This is a genomic window from Roseivirga thermotolerans, from assembly GCF_014653175.1.
GTDB classification, from domain to species: domain Bacteria; phylum Bacteroidota; class Bacteroidia; order Cytophagales; family Cyclobacteriaceae; genus Roseivirga; species Roseivirga thermotolerans.
Genome location: NZ_BNAG01000004.1, coordinates 471,997 through 492,309, shown reverse-complemented (window position 1 = coordinate 492,309; position 20,313 = coordinate 471,997). Strand labels below are relative to the sequence as shown.

Genomic DNA, 20,313 nt, shown 5'->3' with positions numbered 1-20,313 from the left:
ATAGCGGCAATAAGAAAGTGTGTAAGCATTCTAAACACCACTAAAACAATTGGGGTTTTAAACATAAAAAAGTCTTCAGAATGATTGGTTGACCAACCAATGAAGACTTCTTTAATTGAAGCACTTAAAGGCTTACCGAATGGCTAAAACACGCGAGAAAGGTTAAAGCCAAAATGAATGTCGCCATTGAAAAAATCGCCATCGGTCTCAGTAATAAAGCCTTTCTCTACCATTGACCTGGAATTAGTAAAGGTGAGATGAAAGACATGGCCTCCGGTTTCTATTTCAACGCCAATTCCAATGGAGTCTTTATATAAATCGGTCAGTTCACTGGTAAGTCGGTAATAGTACTCGCTGTTGATGGCTACTCTTTTGCCCACTTTTACTCGACCAGCCACACCAAAAGCCAACAGGTCGTTTTCCTGGTTGCCCATTACCCTATTGCGGTGCACATAAGTAGGCATAAATTGAAGCGAAACGGTTTCGTTCATTTTACGGGCAATAAGCAACTGGTGAGTATATGCTACCCTGTCGCTAAACTCCTCATTTTGAAAAGCCGGATTATCTAATGTTCTAATGGCCATACTACTAAACCCTGTAATGGACACAGGCATCACTTTTTTGCCGGAAGACTGTCTTAGGATTTGATACTTGGCAAATCCATCATAGATTTTCTCAAAGGAACTGCGCCCTACACCTACGGTTAAAAAGTCGCTTATCCCATATTCAAAAGAAAACCTGATGTTGGCACCATCGAGGCCAAAAAGCTCATTGATTCCGGTGTTAATACGACCAAATCGGTGAGAGATAATAAACTCGAGCTCTTTGGCTTTGCGAGTAACCACGGTGTGTCCGTTAATCATCCGCTGCCCTTTAAAGGTCGCTTCTACGTAGTCTATGGTTTCCTCTCTTTCGTCAGAAAGCATACCGAGCAGATCGTCTTGGGCGCTAAGCGAGTGGCCCAGAACAATCGCTGCAATAAATAGTATAGTCTTTTTCATACTAGCGTTGATATGGCTCATACTTAAAATTAGCGGTTACTTCCACTTCTTCTGCAATGTTCCTGACCACTACGCTGGGTATTTTAATATCGTGGTCTTTTACCTTTACTTTAAAGCTAAATTCTGTATTTATAGTACCGTTGATAACCACAAGTTCTACCCGTGTGGTCAGGGGTTTAGTAACACCATGGATAGTAATATCGCCACTAACCGTTACAGGATATGTGCCATTACTCATAGACTTAAGTCCATCGGGCACCTCAAATTTTCCTTTAAAAGTAGACTTCGGGTATTTGGCAGACTCCATGTAATTTTCGTTGAAGTGTTCCTGCATAAGGGCCTTTTCAAACTGAAAAGCTTTTATCAATATATCTACGGCTACTTCACCTTTGTTTAAATCAATCACACTCAGTACTTTATCATTAAAAGCCTCAATATCTTCGAGAGGTGCGTGAGAGTAGAATTTAACCTCTCCATTTCGGGTCAGAAAACGATCCTGTGCCATACCTGAAGTAGCCAAAAGCATGGCCATACTCAGGTTTAATAGTTTTAATGGTTTCATGTGTTAGTTTTTAATTTCAATGATAATCACGTCTTCCAGCAGCACATCGAGCAAATAACCAATGCACTCTCCCTTGAGCACTACCCGATCACCATCTGTTAAGGAATGGTTGGTCAACTCATTTGAGTCTTCCAATGTGCACTTGAGCAAGCCAAAACCGTTGGTTTCCAGCTCAACTACCGGCTTGGCTTCGGCCGATTGATGAATGGCTGTAACTATTCCTTCAACCTGAACCACCTTGTTTAGATATAGCGTATTGGCCTTGTTTTCATCGGTTTCAAACGCATTGTATAGTGCCTCGGCTGTCAGGGACGCTTCCACGGTACGAGATTTCATCTTTGGCCCGGTCGAAAGCATTTTATCATAGACTATGTAAGCCGCAACAAATGCCATGACTACTGCAATAATTATGAGACGTTTCTTTTTCATTGGTGCTGTTTTTAGTTGAGACTGGCACCATCATTTACCCAACAGGCAATCTCTGCAATTTCATCGTCAGAAAGCGATCTGCCGCTAGACGATGGAGGCATGGTTTTGGCCCCGGTTCTTGCCTTGATACGGCTGGCTTGGGCAACTATGTTATTATCTACTCTGAGATCGGGGAAAGTGGTTCCGTTGTGACAACCCGACACAGCGCAGTTGGTTTGAATAATGTTCTTTACTTGTGCAAATACCACATCGGACTTAATGGTGGCCTGAAGCGAAACCTCGCAGTTATTGGCATCTCTTACGGTTACGGTATAATTGCCCGGAGCCAAACCGTCAAAGGTATTACCCGATTGAAAAGCATTGTCGTTAAGCTTGTATTGGTAAGGCCCTGCTCCATCGGTGGCGCTTACGCTTATACTACCGTTTGGTGTATCGCAATCGCTGGCTGTGGTGCCGGATATCGAAGCATTTACACCGTCTTGGTTGGCAATGTTTACAGAGATTTCTGCGGTACATCCCGAGTTATCCGTCACAGTAAGGGTATAACTGCCGGCCGCCAGGTTATCAAAGGAAGCAGAGCTTTGAGCAGTACCTCCGTTAAGCGCGTATGTATAAGGGGCACTACCACCCGTAGCCACTACGGTAAAGCTTCCGGTACTCTGTCCGCAATTAGCTTCGCTGCCAATAGTGGTTTGTAAACTTATGCTACCCTCACATTCATCGGGCAAGGGTTCTTTTTCTGAAGTACAACTAATGGCCAGAAGTATTGCGAATAGCCCTAGCACAGCTGTATACCTTAAAGGATTGGAGTTAAAGACGTGTTTCATGTTCATGTGGTTATAACAACTCAAATGTAGGCTGACCACCAGTGACTTAGGTTCAATTTAAGGGTTCTTTTGGTAAGCAGCCGACATTATGTACGTAAACAAAAGGTATACAGATCGAACTATCGCACTGAAAACCAATACCTTATGACGAAGCACGGTTTTAAGCTGTTTGGTCCATTTGAATGAGATATGCGAGCAGTGACTCTTCTTTATCCAGATTCAGCCGTTTCTTTAAACGATGCCTGGCTGTCTTGACACTGTTTGGGGATATACCCAGAACTGAGGAAATTTCTTTGAGGTTTAGGTTGAGTCGTATAAGAGCTGCAAGCCGCAATTCGCCTGCACTCAACTGGGGGAATTTCTGGTTTAGATTTTTAAAGAAATCCGTATGTACGTTTTCAAAGTAGAGCCTGAATTCTTCCCAATCTTTGTCTACATCCTGAATGGAATTCGCCAACTGCATTAATTGCTGAACTTCTTTTGAATGCGACTTGGCAAGGCTTTTTTTGAGGTCTTGAACACGTTCTTTAAGGCTATTAATTACCTCATTTTTACGTATGAAGTTCACCGTGTAAGAGGTCAACTCTTTATCTCTGGTAGCAAGTTCTTGCTCCAGCTTAGACTGCTCTAGTCGCGCTTTTTGTAGGGCAAGATTGGCCATTTCTTGTTGCGACTCGTATATGATACGGTCTTTTTTAATGCGAAGTCGCTGCCTGTTTATAAAAAGATAGGCCGATACAAGTAACAATAGCATAGCCGCTGCCAGTGCAAATTTCAGGTTCCTGTTCAGCTCATTTTGTGTACTCAAAAATATGGCCTCATTCTTCAACGCCTCCAGTTCCTTCTCCTGAGCGGCCAGTTCATTTCTTTTTTCAATCTCTGCTATTCTGTTGGCCATTTGCTCATTAAAAAGGCTATCCTTCATGGTAATGTACATGGTGGCATAGGCATTCGCTTCTTTCCAGCGCCCGGTTTCCTCTGCCAGGACTCTGAGCGTTTGGTAAGTGTCTCTCAGCCACTTCTTAGCTCCTACTTCACGAGCTATTTTCTCACCTTTTCTAAGGTATTCGTTGGCCTTGGAATAATTGGCTTGAGCCAGGTAGGCCCGACCCAAATCGAGAAAGCCACGCGCCATACCATCGGCATCATTAAGTTTTTCACTAATTGAGACTGCCTTCAAGAAGTAGCTTAGTGCTTCATCATATTCCTTTTTAGCCAAAAAGAGCTCTCCCAATCGGTTGTTCGACTCTCCAACTCCATAGATAAACCCATTTTTCTCGTGTATGGCCAAGGCCTTAAGTAAATACTCCAATGCCTGACTATAGCTCTGGGAGCGTATATAAACCTCTCCCATTTTATTATAAGCCGTAGCAATGCGGTCAGACCGGCCGGCTTTCTCAAATCCATCCAGGGCTTGCCTGTAGTTTTCCAGAGCTCGATTGACAATGCCCTGATCAGCGTAGATCATTCCAATATTTAAATGACAGTTGGCTACACCCAATTCGTCATTCAGCTTCTGATAGGCCGATCTGGATTTGAGCAAATCAATTAGTCCCAGTTCGTAGTTACCACGGGTCCAATTAGCAACACCCAATACTCTTAGTGCAAATGCCGTCCCCTGCATATAGTTGAGCTTTTCGGCAAGCCGCAAGGCTTCATTGCCATATTCATCGGCTACAACGGGGTCTATAATCCAATATTCCAAACCCAACTGATTGAGCAACTGTACCCGAATAGTGTCTTGATTGGGGTAATGATTTAGAATATTTTTAAGACTATCTACATCGTGTTGAGCTGAAAGTGGTTTCAGCAATATGCATAAAGCAAAAATGGATAAAACAAGGCTACGCAAACACATACTTTACGAACATCCACGCCATATACCCTGAAGCGATAAGCTTGATTAGGGTGCCTACTAAAAAACCGATAAATGAACCAAAGGCAGATTTCAAGGCTTCCTGATTAGTTGCTTTGCCCGTGCTCATCTCGCCTAAAAAGGCTCCTACAAAGGGACCCACAATAATTCCGAAGGGAGGAAAAAAGAACAAACCAACTACCAAACCAATGGTGCTACCCCAAACACCACGCTTGGTACCTCCAAACTTTTTGGTGCCATAAATAGGGACAACATAATCCAAAGCGGTGACGGCCGCTGTAATAAATGCCCACAACCAGAGTGTATCCGAATCGAAAGGCGATTTTTCGGTCCACTGTAATAAGAGTAGTGAAAGAAAACTAATGGGAGGCCCTGGAATAATGGGAAGAAAGCAACCTAAAATGCCCACTATCATGCAAACAAAGCCCAGAATAACTAGAAGAATATCCATAAAATACGTTTTTGACCAAGTGCTAAATATGCTAATTTCTTTGCGGAATTGCACAGCCAATTGGTTGCTCCTAACAATTTGAACTACCTTAAGGACGAAAACATGGAAGTTGATAGCTGAGACCACGGCACTACATTTATGGACATTAGAAAAGAGCTTTTACAGGAGCACAGTAAAGCAAATAAAGACCGTATTGCGGCCTATTTAATTAAACACCCTGACGGTGTTGATGGGCTCATGAAGCTGTTTTTTGGAGAAGATACTCGGTTAGTACAGCACGCGGCTTGGGTGGTTGGTACCTTGGGAGAACAAGCTCCATCGCTAATCACTCCCTTCTTTCCTGCTATGATCGACCGGATAAAACGAAAAGAGGCCAAAGTAGCTTTTAGAAGAAATGTCTTTCGGGTTATGCAATTTCAACGCATTGACGAAGCCCTTTGGGGAGACGTATACGATCTGTGCATAGACATTCTCATGAATAAAACCGAACCAATCGCAGTAAAGGTTTTCGCTATGAGTACCGCATTAAATATTGTAAAGGAACTACCCGAACTAAAAAATGAATTGAAAATAGCTGTAGAAGATGTGGTAGAAAACGGTAGTAAAGGAGAAGTGAGTAGAGGACAGAAAGTACTGGCTGCCCTCTCCAAACTCTAATACGGTTTACTTTTCATTGGCATAGCTTGCCTTTACCCACTGTGGAAATTGCTTCTTAAACTTCTTGACCTTTGGCACGGCTATGTTAATAATGTAAGGATTGCCGGGATTCAACTCATAGTAGTTTTGATGATAATCTTCTGCCAGCCAAAACTTGCCGTAAGGCTTCACTTCAGTTACAATCTTTTTTGCATACAAACCCGATTCATCCAATTGTTTAATGGTGCTTTCTACCGCTTTTTTCTGCTCTTCACTATGATAGAAAACTGCCGTTCTGTATTGTGCACCAATATCGGGCCCCTGCCTATTTAGCTGGGTAGGGTCATGGGTGGCAAAGAAAATATCCAGCAATTGTTGGTAGCTTATGGTTTCGGGGTCGAAGTAAATTTGTACGGCTTCAGCATGTGTGGTTTCACCATAACTTACCTGATAGTAGGTAGGGTTCTCTTCTTTCCCTCCGGTATATCCGGACACCACATCTTTCACACCTTCTACCCTCTCAAACACTGCTTCAGTACACCAGAAACAGCCTCCGGCAAATGTGGCTACTTCAAGGCCATCTTGTACCGATTGTAAATTAACGGCTGTTGAACCTTCTGTAGACGAGTGACACGAACTGATTGACAGGTTAAATAGTACCGAAAGTATGACCGTATAAAATGCTTGCATAACTTCTTAATTAGATTCGCTTCACTAACGCCTTGCTCATGGCAAAGGTTTTTAAATGAAGTCGGCTAACCTACTTTTCAGGTCGGCCGGAGAGTAATTTACAGACTTGAGGGTTTTATTATCTCCTTTTCTGTAAACCAGAAAATGCCCGTCAGACTCTTCTATATAGCTTTCTGTACCATCCTTTTCCAGATAGTGTTGCTGGGTGGCTCTAGCCTCTTCCATAGACTTGCAGGTCTTGCTCATGTTGGAACGCTGAACTTCATCGAACAATTCTTTAAACTTCTCTCCAAGCCCGAACTCCAAAATGGCTCCGCTCAATACATATTGCAAATCGCAGAGGGCATCGGCTACTTCAACCAAATCTTTATTGGCAATGGCCTCTTCTAATTCTTTTAATTCCTCTGCCAGGAGAGAAACACGCAATTGACAACGGCTCGCGTCTGGAATTTGCGGACTTGGTAATATCGGATGTTTGAATGTTTTGTGAAATTCGGCTACGCTGTTGAGTGGTTTTGGTTCTTCCATAATTCAATAAAAAAGGCCTGATTTTTAGTTTCAGGCCAATGTTAATGATTTATTCTTTTCGTCTGAATTACTTCATGTCTTTTTTGAATACGGGAGGCTCTTCTCCTTTAGGTACAAAGATGAGGGCATCACTATTTATACAATACCTCAATCCCGTTGGAGCCGGACCATCATTAAATACATGTCCTAAATGCGATCCGCTTTTGCTATCTACCACCTCCCAACGCACCATGCCGAGCGTGGTATCTTTTACCAGTTTAATGGCACTATCATTTACAGGTTTCCAGAAACTAGGCCAACCGGAATAGGAATTATACTTGGTTTCGGAAGAAAAAACAGGCTGCAAGGAAGCTGCAGAATAATATGTTCCTTCTTCATAAAACTTATTGTACTTGCCTGAACCTGCCAGTTCGGTACCTTTTTCTCTTAAAATGTAGTATTGCTCGGGAGTAAGTCTTTTTTTCCACTCTTCTTCAGAAAGCTGTATTTCATAGCCTTCCTTCTGCTTGCCTTTATCTTGTTTTTCTTGAACCGTGCTACTTTTTGCCGCGAAAAAACTAGTAATAAGAATCACCACCAAACCTGACAACAATATGACTTTTCCTTTCATGGTAATTTTTTGTTTCACTAACCACACATACGTATAAAAGGTTTGAACTGGTTTTACGAATCAAGAGAACTGTCTGCCAAATGATGTTTTAGTCATTAGTTCCTCGCGGTGGTTTTCGTCAGCATCTACCGTTACAGGGTGAAAATAAATGGTTGGCACTTTTTTCTTCTTCCAGGGGGCTAAAACAGAAAGTGCTTTCTTGGACAGTTGATCAGACTTTAATTGGCTCTGTGCATGCAGCGGTTTGCTCTTATCGTACAATACCACAGAGGCACCATCTTCTTTTAACACACGCTTGAGCTCTTCGTAAGCTACTGCCTGATCGGCCTTATCGTACTCATTGATATAATCGAACGAAAACAGGGCATTTACAGTGTTGGCTTCAAAAGGCAAACAAGCCACATCGCACAACACAAGTTCTGTTCCCTGCTTTACATCCTTTTTAATAGCCAAAAGGCGGTCTAGCGAAAAGTCGATATGAACGTACGCATTAAACCTGGTGTTGAATACAAGATTGTGAATGGCATCAACATCATGTGTTACTACACTCATGAAACACTGCCCACTTTTGGGTAAGCGCGACTTCAACTGTAGTAATTGATCGTTGTCAAGCTTTTGACTATTCAAATCTTTTAGCACCGGCTCAGCTGCCTTCTCTTTACTTAGAACTTTGTAGGTATTGAAAAACTCTTCAGTGATATGCTCGGGAACCCTCATAAAAGGGTTTTTAGTTCTGTTCTTGGCAGTTATAGCTACATCCTTTTTAAGAAAGATAATGCCTTCAACAATGGGGTAAACATAAGTTTGGTTCTCCGTAATCAGTGCACTATCTACCGAACACTGTGCCTGAATTCCCAGGTGAAAATAAAGCTCGTTGCGTTTAATTCTTTGATTTAACACGCTCAATTCATCCCGAGACATAAAGCGCAAAGGCTTTCGGGTATGTGGACATAAAAAGAAGTTACTCTCCAAACTCTCTAACACCGCCATTAATTACGTAGTTATTGTACCTACTGGATTACAATAACCCTACCACGCGAATAAAACACCCAAAAATGAGGAAAAACTAAGATTTGACCAAGAACTAACTTCCCAAACTGGGAATTTAGTGGCATAAAAAAACCGGCAAGTGCCGGTTACTATTTTTTCATTATAAGTGATGTTTTCCCTGCTCGAACGGCACTTGAGTACATCAACTCCTTGCTAACCTCTGAAAGGTCGTTCAAATACTTTCGTATTTGAGCGGTGGTTTCTAGCGACCTCTTCTGAATCTTCTCTTCAGCATATTTAAGAATGATTCCCCCGATTTCTTTTGACTTCTTCATTTCCATTGTGAGTAATATGTTCAACTAATATTTAGGTAAAGTGTCCAACGTGTCGAATTAGTTGAGGCTACTATAGTAACGTACTAAACCAAAATCTGTTTAGTTGCCTGTCTATTAAATATACAACTTTCAATGGCTATGCCCTAGTAACTGTTGTATCAAAGGCTAATAACTTTCCTTTTTTCTCTGAATTGGCGGATAATACTTTGCACATCGGGTGTGTCCGGATAACGCTGGATCACACTCTTAACATCGCTTATTGTCTCAAACGAAAATTGGGTTTCAGCAAATCCGAAGCCCAAATACCTTCCTTCTTCTACCAATACAACAGCCACCTCTTCCCTATCCCGGCCTTTGCCCAAAATGCAATAGCTTTCCCGGCTTACCATCAATGAAGATAGCGCTCGTTGAAACCTCTCCTTCAGCTCGTTTTCCGAGGCTTCATCGAAGCTGTAGCCATAGTAGTTGAGCAATGACTCCGGCAAACCACAATGTTCGGGTTGCAACCCGTGTGTTTTTACAAACTGAATTAAAAAACTCCGGGCTTTATCGAACGATGGAAAAGTTTGCACAGGCTGTAGCCCTTTCTGAACCTTGCCAATGGCGAGTCGGTTGATGCCCGCACCATCGGTGTAATGATACATTCCAAACTTAGGCGTAGGAAACTTTTGGGCTTTGTTAAAGGGAGGAAAAAGGCGCTTGATCTCATAAGACTCTTTTAAGAAGGCGATCAATTCATCGCCACAAACCTCATAACTCACTTGTCTGATTTTGTCCTTAAGCTGCTGTTTGTAAATGACATCGGTGCTGCTAAAGTGCGTTCGTACCCTCTTTTTAATATTGTTGGCCTTACCTACATAAAGCACTTTGCCATGATGATCGTGGAAATAATAAACTCCCGTAGTTTCGGGCAATACCTCAAAAGATTCACGGTCGAGGTTAGGTGGCAAATCGGCCTCTTTGCTGGTTTTCTTTAAAAAGAAGTCGATTTCACCCTTTTCATTGGCCAATATTTTATCCATCAATATAGCCGTTGCCCTGGCATCGCCCATGGCCCGGTGACGCGCTTCATTTTTTATACCAAAGTGATCGCATAACCTCCCCAGGCTGTACGACTTAAGCCCTGGAAATACTTTTCGCGATAGCCGAACGGTGCAGAGTTTAGGCATTGAAAAGTTGGCTCCTAACTCCTGAAATTCCTTTTTAATAAAAGAGTAGTCGAAATTGACATTGTGTGCTACAAAAATGTGTCCCTCTAATAGCAGGTGTATGTCTTTGGCTACCTCGTAGAACCTGGGAGCATCAGCCACCATTTCATTATCTATGCCGGTGAGCGCGGTTATGTTGGATGGAATATGCTGTTCAGGGTTAAGTAAAGTTTGGTATTCATCTACCACACGCTTGCCATCGTGAATAATAATAGCTATCTCAGTTATTTTTCCATGAGCAGCCGAACTTCCCGTTGTTTCAATATCCACAATAGCATACATGCTTTCAAATTAAAACGAGTTGTACAAGTATTCCAGCAGATTGAAATAAAAGATTTATGGAGCGGTGTACTTTATATTAAAGCGGGCTTTAGAGCTGAAATATTCGTTAGGTTAGAGACCTTGTGGTAACTATATTGAATTTCTATGGCACAACGTTGGGTTAAGAAAGCCTCCGGAGAGGTGGTAGAATTCAGGGAAGAAAAGCTCAGGCAATCCCTTTTTAATTCTGGTGCATCGGAAGAGTTAATAGTACGTATTCAGCAGAAGATTGACCAGGAACTCACAGAGACAACTACTACGCGGGAGATTTACAAAAGAGCCTACCAACTGCTGAGAGCGTCCAGTTCTAAATTAGCAGGCAAATACAAATTAAAAACAGCCATTCTAGAGTTGGGCCCTTCGGGCTATCCCTTTGAGCGCTTTATGGGCAAGTTGTTTGAATATCAGGGGTTTGATGTAGCTGTGGGCATTGAAATGAACGGACGTTGTCTTAGCCATGAGGTAGATATATCGGCAAAGAAAGATGGCCTGTGGATTATTGGAGAGTGCAAACACCATAGCAATCCGGGCTACAAATCTGATGTTAAAACACCGCTCTATGTACACTCTCGCTTCAACGACATAGTAAATGGTTTAAAACCTGATAATAAGCGTCAAAAATTCGAGTGCTGGATTATGACCAACACCCGGTTTACCAGCGATGCAGAGCAATATGCCGGTTGTTATGGTCTAAAACTTTTGTCCTGGGACTATCCCGGCAAAGGGAACCTTAGAGAACGCATAGAGCTCTCTGGGCTCTATCCAATTACCTGCCTCTATAGCCTTACAAGAAAAGAAAAAGAGACCTTGTTGGCCGATAACATTGTGCTGTGCCGGGAGCTCATAGAAAACCCGGAACTGCTGGCGCCCATCGACAAGAGAAAACATGCCAAGATCCTCAATGAATCAGGAAATCTCTGCAGCGACTAACTATCTATTATGGAACGCTTTAATAATGAAGCCGAGAACCACCACCAAAATGCAACCGAAAGCATTGTACCATAAGAAGCCCATGGTTAATAGCCCTGCCTTTCCCTCAATATTTAGATAGTGCACCAATATGACCACTACCTGGGCAATTATGGCGGCATAAAAAACCGCATTGCTTTTTACAGATTTAAAGAAGAAGGCTACCACAAAAATACCTAATACAATAGGGTAAAACAGAGAGCCAATGAGGTTTACGGCCTGTATAAGGTTTTCGAACAAATTGAGGGTTGAGGCAAAAATAATGGCCAGCACACCCCACGCCAATGTAAACAGCTTAGAGTTCTTCAGATACTTCTCGTCTGTCGCCTCTTTGTTGACTACACGCTTATACAAGTCTATGGTAGTGGTAGAGCCAAGGGCATTCAGTTCAGAAGAAGTAGAAGACATGGCTGCAGAGAAAATAACGGCAAACAGCAGCCCTACCAAGCCTACAGGCATGGTGTTCATCACAAAATTCATGAAGATGTAGTCCTTATCATTCGTTTCCCGGCCGGGAAGTGCCTGAGCAATAAGTTTCTTCGCCTCGTTTCTCAGTGTATCGCTGGCTCCTTGTAATCTGTTTAACTCGTGCTGTGCGGTTTCAATCAGCACCTCGTTTTTGGTAGCCACTGCTTCGGTTAGATCATTTACCAATTGCTTTTTCTCCTCGAATAACTGAGTGTATTCTTGTTCTACTGAAGTAAACGCTCCTCCAAACTCCTCACTTTCCACCACCTCTGCCCTTATGGCTTCATTGAAAAAAATCGGTGGCTGATTGTATTGGTAATACACAAAAACCATTACTCCTATAAAGAGTATGACAAACTGCATAGGCACTTTTAGTAGCCCGTTCATCATTAAACCCATGCGGCTTTCTTTAAGGGTTTTGCCGGAAAGGTAGCGTTGCACCTGCGATTGGTCTGTACCAAAGTAGGACAAAAACAGAAACACAGCTCCTGTCATACCCGACCAAAAATTGTAACGATCGGCCGGATCGAATTCAAAGTTTACCACGTTCAGTTTCCCCATTTTACCGGCTACATGCAGCGCATCTGAGAAGCCCACATTGCCGGGCAAGGAGGTAATGACCATTATACCCGCAATTACCATTCCCCCCATCATTACAGCCATTTGCTGCTTCTGGGTCTGTGTTACGGCCTTGGTACCTCCAGACACTGTATACAAGATTACTAACAGGCCGATCACAATAGTAGTTACTTGCAAAGGCCACCCCAGCAAAGCACTGAGGATTATTGAAGGTGCATAAATGGTAATTCCGGCCGCAAGCCCTCGTTGAATTAAGAAAATAGAAGCTGCAAGCAAACGGGTCTTCAGGTCGAATCGCCCTTCCAGATATTCATAAGCCGTATACACTTTAGCCTTATAGTAGATAGGAAGAAAGAAAATGGAGATGATGATCATGGCCACCGGCAAGCCAAAGTAAAACTGAACAAAGCGCATACCATCGGTATATGCCTGCCCCGGAGTACTTAAAAAAGTAATGGCACTGGCCTGCGTAGCCATTATGGAGAGGCCAATAACCCACCACTTGGTGTCATTGCCGCCTCTCAGGTAACCCTCTACGCTCTTTTCACCACGTGTCTTCCAAATCCCATAAGCCACAATAAAAAACAGTGTTCCAAACAGAACTATCCAGTCAATTTCCTTCATGAGTAGCTAATCGTCAAAAAATAAAACAAGGCAATAAGTATGGCCAGTACGGTCAATACAAAGGCATAAACGCCTGGCCAACTTCTAAAAAACAGGAAACGTACTTTTTCCCCTTCTGGAAGATTTTCGCTCATTATTGTTTGTTTTCAACCGATTTCAAAGATGTCGGACGGGGCTTATCCTGTCCCAAAGAAATCATGTTCGTAAAAATTCTAAATGCTCCCGGCACTCCTGCAGGAAGTTCTCTAAACCAGGAATAGCCTGTATATACAAAATAGCCCTCACCATATTGAGTTACCAGAAGACCTCCGTTCTTGGGTGTCTCTCCCGGGTCGTTGGAAGAGAGAATGGCTGTGTAACGTTCGTCCCATTGATTAGGGAAATATAAACCTCTTTCTTGCACCCAGCCTTCAAAGTCTTTGGAAGTGATCTTATTCGGACCATTGATAATGGGATGGTCTTCAGCTAAAATCCGTACTTCTGCTCCTTCTACCGTCACTCTATCGCGGGAAATACTGAAAGGATAAGGTCCAATGGCCGGTTGATCTCTCATCTGGGTATTGTATTGGGTAATTACAGTACCCCCGGCTTCAACAAATTTCATTAGTTCAGGCTGAATGAAATTCATTCTGTCTATGGTATTATATGCTCTTATACCTACAATCACCGCATCATAATTTAGAAGCGTTGAAGCTGTAATTTTTTCCGGATCTAGTATGTCTACTTTATAACCCACTTGTTCCAGACTGGCGGGGATGTCGTCTCCCGAACCCATAATATAGCCAATGTATTGCCCCTTCTTCTGTAGGTTGAGTTTCACAATTTTCACCCGGCTCTCAGGAAAAATTGTTTGTACCGGAATATGCGGATAGTCAATTACTTTAATCGATCGGTTATAGACCTTTCCGTTATAGGAAGCTTCGACAGTCAAATAAGCCTCTGAAGCTTCTTTTGGCGGAAGAATCTCTATCTCAAACCGTTGCTCATCACCTTTATTTTTAAGTGAATAAGAAAAACTGGTGGCACTGGCCTTCCAGCCTTGGGGCAGTTTAATATTTACTTCACCGGCAATATTGGCTTTGCCGGCCTTCACAAGCACCTCTACACTTTTCGCTTCTTCGTCAGGAAACATCAATACGCTTGCATCCATAGAAACAAACACCGGAGGAGTTACTACAAATGGTCGATATACTTCTCCATCTACCCGATCATTTTCTTTATAAACCACCGGCATTTCCATGCGAAGCCGGGTTTCGTCAATAGTGAGATGGAAAACAGCGGTAATAGTAGCAGGGTTTTCCGGCAGGCCTCTCAGGAGTTGCTCATCTACCACATACATACCCAGCTTGGCTTCTTTCTTCAGCCAATATGGTTGAGATATCGGTTGATTTATAGTGAGTTGAGTTTCTGTGGTAAGCAATTGATTATTGTTCAAAGGCTTCTCAACACTAATCACATGACTATTTCCTTTAAAACTAACCTGGTTTAATAACACATTGGCAGCCGAACGATTAATGGCTTCAATGGTTAGTTCCAAAGACTCTCCCGGAGTGGCTGAGTAGTCTGCGACCCGAGCTTCAAGAAATAGTCCCAGGGCCCCTTTAATTAGGAAATCAACCTCCTTGAGTTTCTGCTCTCTCCAATAATCATCTTTGAGAGTTTCTATTTGTTTTCTGATTTGAACGAGTTGGGGAATTATGGAAGATGGGTTTTCCATATCAAACCCTGCATTGGCTTCGGCTACCATTTTACCAATGATTTCTCCTCCTTCTACTCTAGACCATGTTTGATCGATGTTAGCAAATATATCTGCTTTGGGCAGTGCACCTTTCCAGTGCATTAAGTACTCTTTCAGTTCTCCTCTTCTTCCGGTGCTTCCAAAGCCTTGAGATTTATGCTGACTCCTACTTAAGGCAGAAATCTCATCGTACGACAGGCCTAACAATTCATTATATGCGCCCAGATCCAGCTCAAAATAACCTTGCTCATCGGCATGATCTGAACTAAAGCCACCACCAAAATTATAGGTGTTCCAGTAGAGTCCCTTTGGTTGCCATGGTTCTACATACTTCAGTTGCTCAGGATATACGGTAGGGTCTGCTGCCTTATCGAATGCCTCTTGCGCCAGCAAAGCCGATGCAGTATGGTGGCCATGCATTCTCCCACTATTATCTCTGGCCGTATCGAAACGAGTAATGATCACATCCGGCCTAAATTTTCTGATGTTCCAGATTACATCGGCAAGCACATCTTCTTTGTCCCAAATGGTAAATGTTTCGTCCGGATCTTTAGAGAAACCAAAATCATTTGCTCTGGTAAAGTACTGCTCACCACCATCGGTTCTGCGAGCAGCCAAAAGTTCTTGAGTCCGTATTATGCCCAGATATTCACGAATTTCAGTACCAATCAGGTTTTGGCCTCCATCGCCACGGGTCATGGCCAGATAGGCGGTGCGCAGCTTCTTTTCGTTGGCCATATACGCAATAAGGCGTGTATTTTCATCGTCTGGATGAGCGGCCAGGTACATAACTGACCCTAGTACTTCTAATTTGTTTAAGGCTTGTTTAAGCTCTGCGGCATTGGGCTTTTTAGGTGCCTGAGCATGTACATGGGCTGTGCTCAGGAAGAATAAAAACCCTATCAGGCAGCGTATGTTAAATCCCATTGGTTTTTCTTTAATGGATTGATGTACGAACCCGAATATATGAAGTTGTGAAAAATCCACCGCTGGGAGTTTCTTAAGCGGTGGATTTTAATGAAGTTTTATACGGCCGCCAGGGCTGCACTGTAGTTGGGCTCCTGCCCTATTTCTGGCACCTGCTCTGTATACTTTACTTTACCCTCTTCGTCTAACACAATGATTACCCTGGAGTTGAGCCCTGAGAAGGCTCCTTCGGCAATTTTAAGTCCCATATCTTCGGCAAACTCAGGGGTTCTGAAGTCTGAAGCTACGGTTACATTTTCAATTCCTTCGGCACCGCAAAAACGATTAAGCGCAAAAGGTAAATCTTTAGAAACACAAAGCACAGCTGCATTACTCAGCTTAGCTGCTTCTTCATTGAATTTTCTCACCGAAGCCATGCAAACTCCGGTATCTATGCTAGGGAAGATATTGAGTATAACCTTCTTACCCTTAAAATCGGCAAGTTGAACAGCCGACATATCGTTTTTAACAAAGGTGTAGTTTTTTATCGGTGTGCCAATTGCGGGCAGCTCTCCGTTGGTGTGAGTTTCTTTACCACCAAGTGTAATTTTTGCCATGTTCAGTTTTTGTTTAAAGTTACGCCAATCCAACATGGCAAATTAAAAATATGTTTAAAAGAAATAGCCCTGAAAAGAATAGAGGCCTACCCTTGCAAGTAGACCTCCGATCAAAACTCAAAACAACACTTTATCTTCTGAAATAGACCGTATTACAAAAGTCTACTAAGCTGGAATCGTCTAATCTATCTTCTACTGAATAACTCAACACAAGGTCTCCGTAGTCCAATCTACCCGTCCCTTGAATGACATATCCGTCAATTATTTGTCGTGGAATGGTCAGGCGGTCGCCATGAACATCGGCAAACACTTCAATATCGGCAGCATAGAAATTTCTTATATACACCACATTGCTGTATGGATCGGCATCTTTTATTATTCTCACATTGTATTTGGTGAGTACATCATAGGTTTCACTGTATTCCTCTACAGTGTACCTTCCTGTAAAATTATCGCGCGGATCGTAGGGTGCCTCAATCACCACTACATCGCAACTGGCAAACAAGATTAAAACCGATAGAATGAGTAAACCTTTTTTCATTTTGACCTCCTTTTGGTTGATGTTATAAGTGGATTTTCCAAAATGATGCCAAAAATGCCAAGGCATAAAAAAAGCCTCCCACCGGGAAGCTTTAACATATTGATAATTAATTATTTAGACTAGGCTATATTTGTGTACACGGCCTGTACATCATCATCTTCTTCCAGTTTATCGAGCATTTTTTCAATTTCTTCAAGTTGCTCATCACTGAATTCTACCGGACTCGTTGGGAAACGCTTGAGGGCAGCATTCTTAACGTCTATACCAAGTTCTTCCAGTGCTTCCTGCAGAGAACCAAAGTTGGTATAATCAGCATAGGCGTATACGGTGGTTACATCGTCATCGTCAGTATGCGATTCAATTTCTTCAAGACCAGCATCGATGAGTTCCAGCTCAAGTTCCTCTAAATCCATATCGTCTTTTTTGAGGAATTCGAAAACAGCCTTTCGGGCAAACATAAACTCGAGTGAACCATTGGGTACCAGACCTCCTCCGGCCTTATTGAAATAAGATTTTACATTGGCAACGGTTCTGTTTTGGTTGTCCGTAGCGCATTCTACAAATACCAGCACACCATGGGGGCCTTTGCCTTCATAGTTAATCTCCATGTAGTCTGCTACATCTTTGCTTGTAGCCCGTTTTATGGCCGCATCGATGTTGTCCTTAGGCATATTCTGAGCCTTGGCATTTTGAATAGCCGTACGCAAAGAGGCGTTCATGTCCGGGTCTGAGCCTCCCTCTTTTGCTGCCATGGTTATGGCTTTGGCCAGTTTAGGAAAAATTCGGGACATCTTGTCCCACCGTTTCATTTTAGCGGCTTTTCTATATTCAAATGCTCTTCCCATGGATACGTTTTTAAAACCGCTGCAAAAATAAAAAGTCTGATGAATAGCGCATCCACCACTAGTTGAAATTTCTTTGGATTGGTATTATCTTCTACTTAATGAGAACTTATACTACCTATAACCAGGGTGCTGCTAATGGCCATCATGATGGCAGCCTGAATTTCGCGTATGCTCTTGTTGATTACCCGGCTTATGCCCACGTCTTTTGTTACTTCTCTAATTTTAGCACGTATGGATTTATAGTCGTCCTGATCGCGAAATGCTTCCTGGGTTAGATCTGTGGCATCTATTAGACTAAGGAGCATAAGGTCATGTGGTTCTACATTGGCCTCATCATTTATTACATCGTCTAGCCGTTTTCTTACCTTGCTTTCAGGCGACAAGTCGGCCGTTGGGTATTGTTCTGTAGGAATGATCCAAAGAATCTTATGCTCTTCTCTTCTGAGTATTCCTTTATTAATCAGGTGCTGGAGGGTATCGTCTTTAATTTCGCCCGTCTTTTCGGCCAACTCTTTCAGGCAATCTTTGAGAATCGGACTTTTGAGCTGGCTGACCACATCGATAACTTTATTCAACGCAATCTCTGGCTCATAGGCATTGTCTGTAAGAATAATGCGCTCACCGTCAATCTCTACCTTTCCGCGCACTGCCAGCTCTAAAAGACTTGCCCCGGCAAATCCATAATTGAGTCGGGTTGAGTCTATGACAAACTTCCCCTTCTCATCGTCTAGTGCCAATAGCAGATACTCTTCCAGTAGATTAAGTTTCATAAGCTTTTGGTTAAATCCGAAGATACCAAAAGCTTATGTTAAACTTCAAAGAATTGTGGGTTTTGATATTCTATTGTTCTGAAAAGCAACTTAAATAATTGTGCTAATCCCTGCTTGAATGTTTTGTTGAGAGCATGAGTCTTCTCCATCTGCAATATAATTGGCCACAAAATCGCCAACTCTATCGGTAGAATAACCATCATTTCGGGCCAAATCAGCCGTTACCATTCCGTGCCGAAGTGAGGCACTTACAGCTTGTCTTACCTCTATGGCCTCATCGATAAGGTTTAGATGATCGAGCATCATAGCCGCTGAAAGAATAGTGGCTAATGGGTTGGCAATGTTTTTCCCAGCAGCTTGAGGGTAAGAGCCATGAATGGGTTCGAACATGGCTGTTTTGTCTCCAACTGAAGCAGAAGGTAAGAGCCCCAGCGACCCGCCAATAACACTGGCCTCATCAGAAATAATATCACCAAACATATTCTCAGTTAGAATCACATCGAACTGCTTAGGATTTTGAATCATTTGCATGGCTGCATTGTCAACAAACATGCATTCAAGGGAAATATCGGGATAATCTTTAGCCACTTCATTGACACGTTCTCTCCAAAGCCGTGAGGTTTCCAATACATTGGCTTTGTCTACAAGGGTGACGTGCTTTTTTCGGTTTTGAGCCGACTGGAAGGCCAGATGCGCAATGCGATCTATTTCATAATTGGAGTAAGTACAGTGATCGAAAGCACCATCTTCTGTTCTTCCTTTTTCTCCAAAATATATACCTCCCGTCAACTCTCTATAAACAACTATATCAACACCTTTAATTTTTTCTGTCTTTAGTGGAGACATATGCAACAGGCTATCATAGGCTGTTACAGGTCTAATATTGGCATAAAGCCCAAGACTCTTTCTCAGTTTCAGAAGTCCTTGTTCGGGACGCACTTTGGCCTTGGGGTCATTGTCATATTTGGGATCTCCAATGGCTCCAAAAAGAAAAGCATCACTTCGCTCGCAAATGGCCAGTGTCTCATCGGGCAGAGGGTTGCCTGTATGGTCGATAGCCACAGCTCCTACATGCCCATAGGCATAGGTAAACTTATGACCATATTTTGAACAAACAGCATCCAACACTTTTATAGCCTCAGCTATTACTTCGGGGCCAATACCATCGCCAGGTAAAACTCCAATATTCTTCTTCACTCCCATCTTATATTACCTTTGAAGAGGCCTCATAGGCCTCAATTTCCTCTTTAATACTTACTAAAAAATCTATGTCGTCATAACCATTCAAGAGGCATTCCTTTTTATATGCGTTCACCTCAAATGTCTCTGCTTTATCATCAAAACTAATGACCTGTTCTGGCAGATTTACGGTTACTTGAAGGGCAGGATTTTTCTTAATGGCCTGTAATAAATCACTTAGAAAGGCATCTGAAACCTGAACAGGCAGTAGCCCGTTGTTGAGGGCATTTCCTTTAAAAATATCTGCAAAAAAACTAGACACTACCACTCTGAAGCCATAATCGTATAGAGCCCAGGCCGCATGTTCTCGTGAGGAACCACAGCCAAAGTTTTTGCCCGCTACTAATATTTCACCAGAGTAGGTAGAATCGTTCAGCACAAAATCGGCTTTGGGTTCATTACCTTTCTCATAGCGCCAATCTCTAAACAGGTTTTCTCCAAAACCCTCTCTATTGGTGGCTTTTAAAAATCTGGCCGGAATAATCTGATCGGTATCTATGTCTTCTATAGGCATTGGTACTGCCGTTGAAGTAACTTTTACAAACTTTTCCAT

22 protein-coding genes are annotated in these 20,313 nt (G+C 42.6%); 2 read left to right on the top strand and 20 right to left on the bottom strand.

Going from position 1 to position 20,313, the window contains the following annotated elements:
* Positions 1–143: 143 nt before the first annotated feature.
* The 6 genes from IE164_RS15930 to IE164_RS15905 all read right to left on the bottom strand — a co-directional run bounded on the left by IE164_RS15930 (position 144) and on the right by IE164_RS15905 (position 5,146).
* A complete protein-coding gene (locus IE164_RS15930) occupies positions 144–1,001 on the bottom strand; it encodes a DUF5777 family beta-barrel protein (protein WP_189631246.1) in 858 nt (285 codons plus the stop codon).
* Position 1,002: 1 nt separating this feature from the next.
* Complete coding sequence (locus IE164_RS15925; protein ID WP_189631245.1) at positions 1,003–1,563, bottom strand: YceI family protein; 561 nt, start codon at positions 1,561–1,563, stop codon at positions 1,003–1,005.
* 3 nt (positions 1,564–1,566) lie between these two features.
* Positions 1,567–1,992, bottom strand: coding sequence for an OB-fold protein (locus IE164_RS15920; protein ID WP_189631244.1), 426 nt, complete (start codon positions 1,990–1,992; stop codon positions 1,567–1,569).
* 11 nt (positions 1,993–2,003) lie between these two features.
* Positions 2,004–2,819: a SprB repeat-containing protein gene (locus IE164_RS15915; protein ID WP_189631243.1), complete on the bottom strand. Its 816-nt coding sequence runs from the start codon at positions 2,817–2,819 to the stop codon at positions 2,004–2,006.
* A gap of 160 nt (positions 2,820–2,979) precedes the next feature.
* The gene (locus tag IE164_RS15910) at positions 2,980–4,632 is read right to left on the bottom strand and encodes a tetratricopeptide repeat protein (protein ID WP_189631242.1); all 1,653 of its coding nucleotides are present in this window, start codon (positions 4,630–4,632) and stop codon (positions 2,980–2,982) included.
* A gap of 31 nt (positions 4,633–4,663) precedes the next feature.
* Positions 4,664–5,146, bottom strand: a complete 483-nt coding sequence (locus IE164_RS15905; protein ID WP_189631241.1) for a DUF456 domain-containing protein — start codon at positions 5,144–5,146, stop codon at positions 4,664–4,666.
* Positions 5,147–5,284: 138 nt separating this feature from the next.
* Between IE164_RS15905 and IE164_RS15900 the strand changes: the two genes are divergently transcribed.
* Positions 5,285–5,803, top strand: a complete 519-nt coding sequence (locus IE164_RS15900) for a HEAT-like fold family protein (RefSeq protein ID WP_189631240.1) — start codon at positions 5,285–5,287, stop codon at positions 5,801–5,803.
* A 6-nt stretch (positions 5,804–5,809) separates the two neighbouring features.
* Here the strand turns inward: IE164_RS15900 and msrA are convergent, their stop codons facing one another.
* The 6 genes from msrA to IE164_RS15870 form a co-directional block, all read right to left on the bottom strand.
* Positions 5,810–6,472: a peptide-methionine (S)-S-oxide reductase MsrA gene (msrA, locus tag IE164_RS15895; RefSeq protein ID WP_189631239.1), complete on the bottom strand. Its 663-nt coding sequence runs from the start codon at positions 6,470–6,472 to the stop codon at positions 5,810–5,812.
* 51 nt (positions 6,473–6,523) lie between these two features.
* Positions 6,524–7,000 carry a pyrophosphohydrolase domain-containing protein gene (locus IE164_RS15890; RefSeq protein WP_189631238.1) on the bottom strand — a complete coding sequence of 159 codons (477 nt, stop codon included), beginning with the start codon at positions 6,998–7,000 and terminating at the stop codon, positions 6,524–6,526.
* Positions 7,001–7,067: 67 nt separating this feature from the next.
* Positions 7,068–7,610: a peptide-methionine (R)-S-oxide reductase MsrB gene (msrB, locus tag IE164_RS15885; RefSeq protein WP_189631237.1), complete on the bottom strand. Its 543-nt coding sequence runs from the start codon at positions 7,608–7,610 to the stop codon at positions 7,068–7,070.
* Between the two features lie 60 nt (positions 7,611–7,670).
* Complete coding sequence (locus tag IE164_RS15880; RefSeq protein ID WP_189631236.1) at positions 7,671–8,600, bottom strand: class I SAM-dependent methyltransferase; 930 nt, start codon at positions 8,598–8,600, stop codon at positions 7,671–7,673.
* A gap of 149 nt (positions 8,601–8,749) precedes the next feature.
* A complete protein-coding gene (locus tag IE164_RS15875) occupies positions 8,750–8,935 on the bottom strand; it encodes a hypothetical protein (RefSeq protein WP_189631235.1) in 186 nt (61 codons plus the stop codon).
* Positions 8,936–9,093: 158 nt separating this feature from the next.
* Complete coding sequence (locus IE164_RS15870) at positions 9,094–10,425, bottom strand: exonuclease domain-containing protein (RefSeq protein WP_189631234.1); 1,332 nt, start codon at positions 10,423–10,425, stop codon at positions 9,094–9,096.
* 144 nt (positions 10,426–10,569) lie between these two features.
* Between IE164_RS15870 and IE164_RS15865 the strand changes: the two genes are divergently transcribed.
* Entirely contained in the window at positions 10,570–11,394 is an 825-nt protein-coding gene (locus IE164_RS15865) for a PDDEXK family nuclease (RefSeq protein WP_189631233.1), read from the top strand.
* Here IE164_RS15865 and IE164_RS15860 read toward each other — a convergent pair whose 3' ends face one another.
* The 8 genes from IE164_RS15860 to leuD form a co-directional block, all read right to left on the bottom strand.
* The gene (locus IE164_RS15860; protein ID WP_189631232.1) at positions 11,395–13,104 is read right to left on the bottom strand and encodes a sodium:solute symporter family protein; all 1,710 of its coding nucleotides are present in this window, start codon (positions 13,102–13,104) and stop codon (positions 11,395–11,397) included.
* Positions 13,105–13,237: 133 nt separating this feature from the next.
* A complete protein-coding gene (locus tag IE164_RS15855) occupies positions 13,238–15,769 on the bottom strand; it encodes a PIG-L family deacetylase (protein WP_189631231.1) in 2,532 nt (843 codons plus the stop codon).
* A gap of 98 nt (positions 15,770–15,867) precedes the next feature.
* A complete protein-coding gene (gene tpx / locus IE164_RS15850; protein ID WP_189631230.1) occupies positions 15,868–16,365 on the bottom strand; it encodes a thiol peroxidase in 498 nt (165 codons plus the stop codon).
* Between the two features lie 130 nt (positions 16,366–16,495).
* On the bottom strand, positions 16,496–16,906 hold the full coding sequence (locus tag IE164_RS15845) for a hypothetical protein (RefSeq protein ID WP_189631229.1): 411 nt from the start codon (positions 16,904–16,906) through the stop codon (positions 16,496–16,498).
* Positions 16,907–17,025: 119 nt separating this feature from the next.
* Positions 17,026–17,751, bottom strand: coding sequence for a YebC/PmpR family DNA-binding transcriptional regulator (locus tag IE164_RS15840; protein ID WP_189631228.1), 726 nt, complete (start codon positions 17,749–17,751; stop codon positions 17,026–17,028).
* A gap of 95 nt (positions 17,752–17,846) precedes the next feature.
* Entirely contained in the window at positions 17,847–18,521 is a 675-nt protein-coding gene (locus tag IE164_RS15835; RefSeq protein ID WP_189631227.1) for a GOLPH3/VPS74 family protein, read from the bottom strand.
* A gap of 90 nt (positions 18,522–18,611) precedes the next feature.
* Positions 18,612–19,718, bottom strand: a complete 1,107-nt coding sequence (leuB, locus tag IE164_RS15830; protein ID WP_189631226.1) for a 3-isopropylmalate dehydrogenase — start codon at positions 19,716–19,718, stop codon at positions 18,612–18,614.
* Positions 19,719–19,725: 7 nt separating this feature from the next.
* Positions 19,726–20,313, bottom strand: a complete 588-nt coding sequence (gene leuD / locus IE164_RS15825; protein WP_189631225.1) for a 3-isopropylmalate dehydratase small subunit — start codon at positions 20,311–20,313, stop codon at positions 19,726–19,728.

Bases quoted from the DNA above. Each gene is read 5' to 3' on its own strand.
- IE164_RS15835 (WP_189631227.1), bottom strand. From the start codon at position 18,521: ATGAAACTTAATCTACTGGAAGAGTATCTGCTATTGGCACTAGACGAT.
- msrB (WP_189631237.1), bottom strand. From the start codon at position 7,610: ATGAAAGGAAAAGTCATATTGTTGTCAGGTTTGGTGGTGATTCTTATT.
- IE164_RS15845 (WP_189631229.1), bottom strand. From the start codon at position 16,906: ATGAAAAAAGGTTTACTCATTCTATCGGTTTTAATCTTGTTTGCCAGT.
- IE164_RS15915 (WP_189631243.1), bottom strand. From the start codon at position 2,819: ATGAAACACGTCTTTAACTCCAATCCTTTAAGGTATACAGCTGTGCTA.
- IE164_RS15900 (WP_189631240.1), top strand. From the start codon at position 5,285: ATGGACATTAGAAAAGAGCTTTTACAGGAGCACAGTAAAGCAAATAAA.
- IE164_RS15890 (WP_189631238.1), bottom strand. From the start codon at position 7,000: ATGGAAGAACCAAAACCACTCAACAGCGTAGCCGAATTTCACAAAACA.
- IE164_RS15905 (WP_189631241.1), bottom strand. From the start codon at position 5,146: ATGGATATTCTTCTAGTTATTCTGGGCTTTGTTTGCATGATAGTGGGC.
- IE164_RS15860 (WP_189631232.1), bottom strand. From the start codon at position 13,104: ATGAAGGAAATTGACTGGATAGTTCTGTTTGGAACACTGTTTTTTATT.
- leuD (WP_189631225.1), bottom strand. From the start codon at position 20,313: ATGGAAAAGTTTGTAAAAGTTACTTCAACGGCAGTACCAATGCCTATA.
- IE164_RS15920 (WP_189631244.1), bottom strand. From the start codon at position 1,992: ATGAAAAAGAAACGTCTCATAATTATTGCAGTAGTCATGGCATTTGTT.
- IE164_RS15855 (WP_189631231.1), bottom strand. From the start codon at position 15,769: ATGGGATTTAACATACGCTGCCTGATAGGGTTTTTATTCTTCCTGAGC.
- msrA (WP_189631239.1), bottom strand. From the start codon at position 6,472: ATGCAAGCATTTTATACGGTCATACTTTCGGTACTATTTAACCTGTCA.
- IE164_RS15840 (WP_189631228.1), bottom strand. From the start codon at position 17,751: ATGGGAAGAGCATTTGAATATAGAAAAGCCGCTAAAATGAAACGGTGG.
- IE164_RS15930 (WP_189631246.1), bottom strand. From the start codon at position 1,001: ATGAAAAAGACTATACTATTTATTGCAGCGATTGTTCTGGGCCACTCG.
- tpx (WP_189631230.1), bottom strand. From the start codon at position 16,365: ATGGCAAAAATTACACTTGGTGGTAAAGAAACTCACACCAACGGAGAG.
- IE164_RS15875 (WP_189631235.1), bottom strand. From the start codon at position 8,935: ATGAAGAAGTCAAAAGAAATCGGGGGAATCATTCTTAAATATGCTGAA.
- IE164_RS15870 (WP_189631234.1), bottom strand. From the start codon at position 10,425: ATGTATGCTATTGTGGATATTGAAACAACGGGAAGTTCGGCTGCTCAT.
- IE164_RS15865 (WP_189631233.1), top strand. From the start codon at position 10,570: ATGGCACAACGTTGGGTTAAGAAAGCCTCCGGAGAGGTGGTAGAATTC.
- IE164_RS15925 (WP_189631245.1), bottom strand. From the start codon at position 1,563: ATGAAACCATTAAAACTATTAAACCTGAGTATGGCCATGCTTTTGGCT.
- IE164_RS15880 (WP_189631236.1), bottom strand. From the start codon at position 8,600: ATGGCGGTGTTAGAGAGTTTGGAGAGTAACTTCTTTTTATGTCCACAT.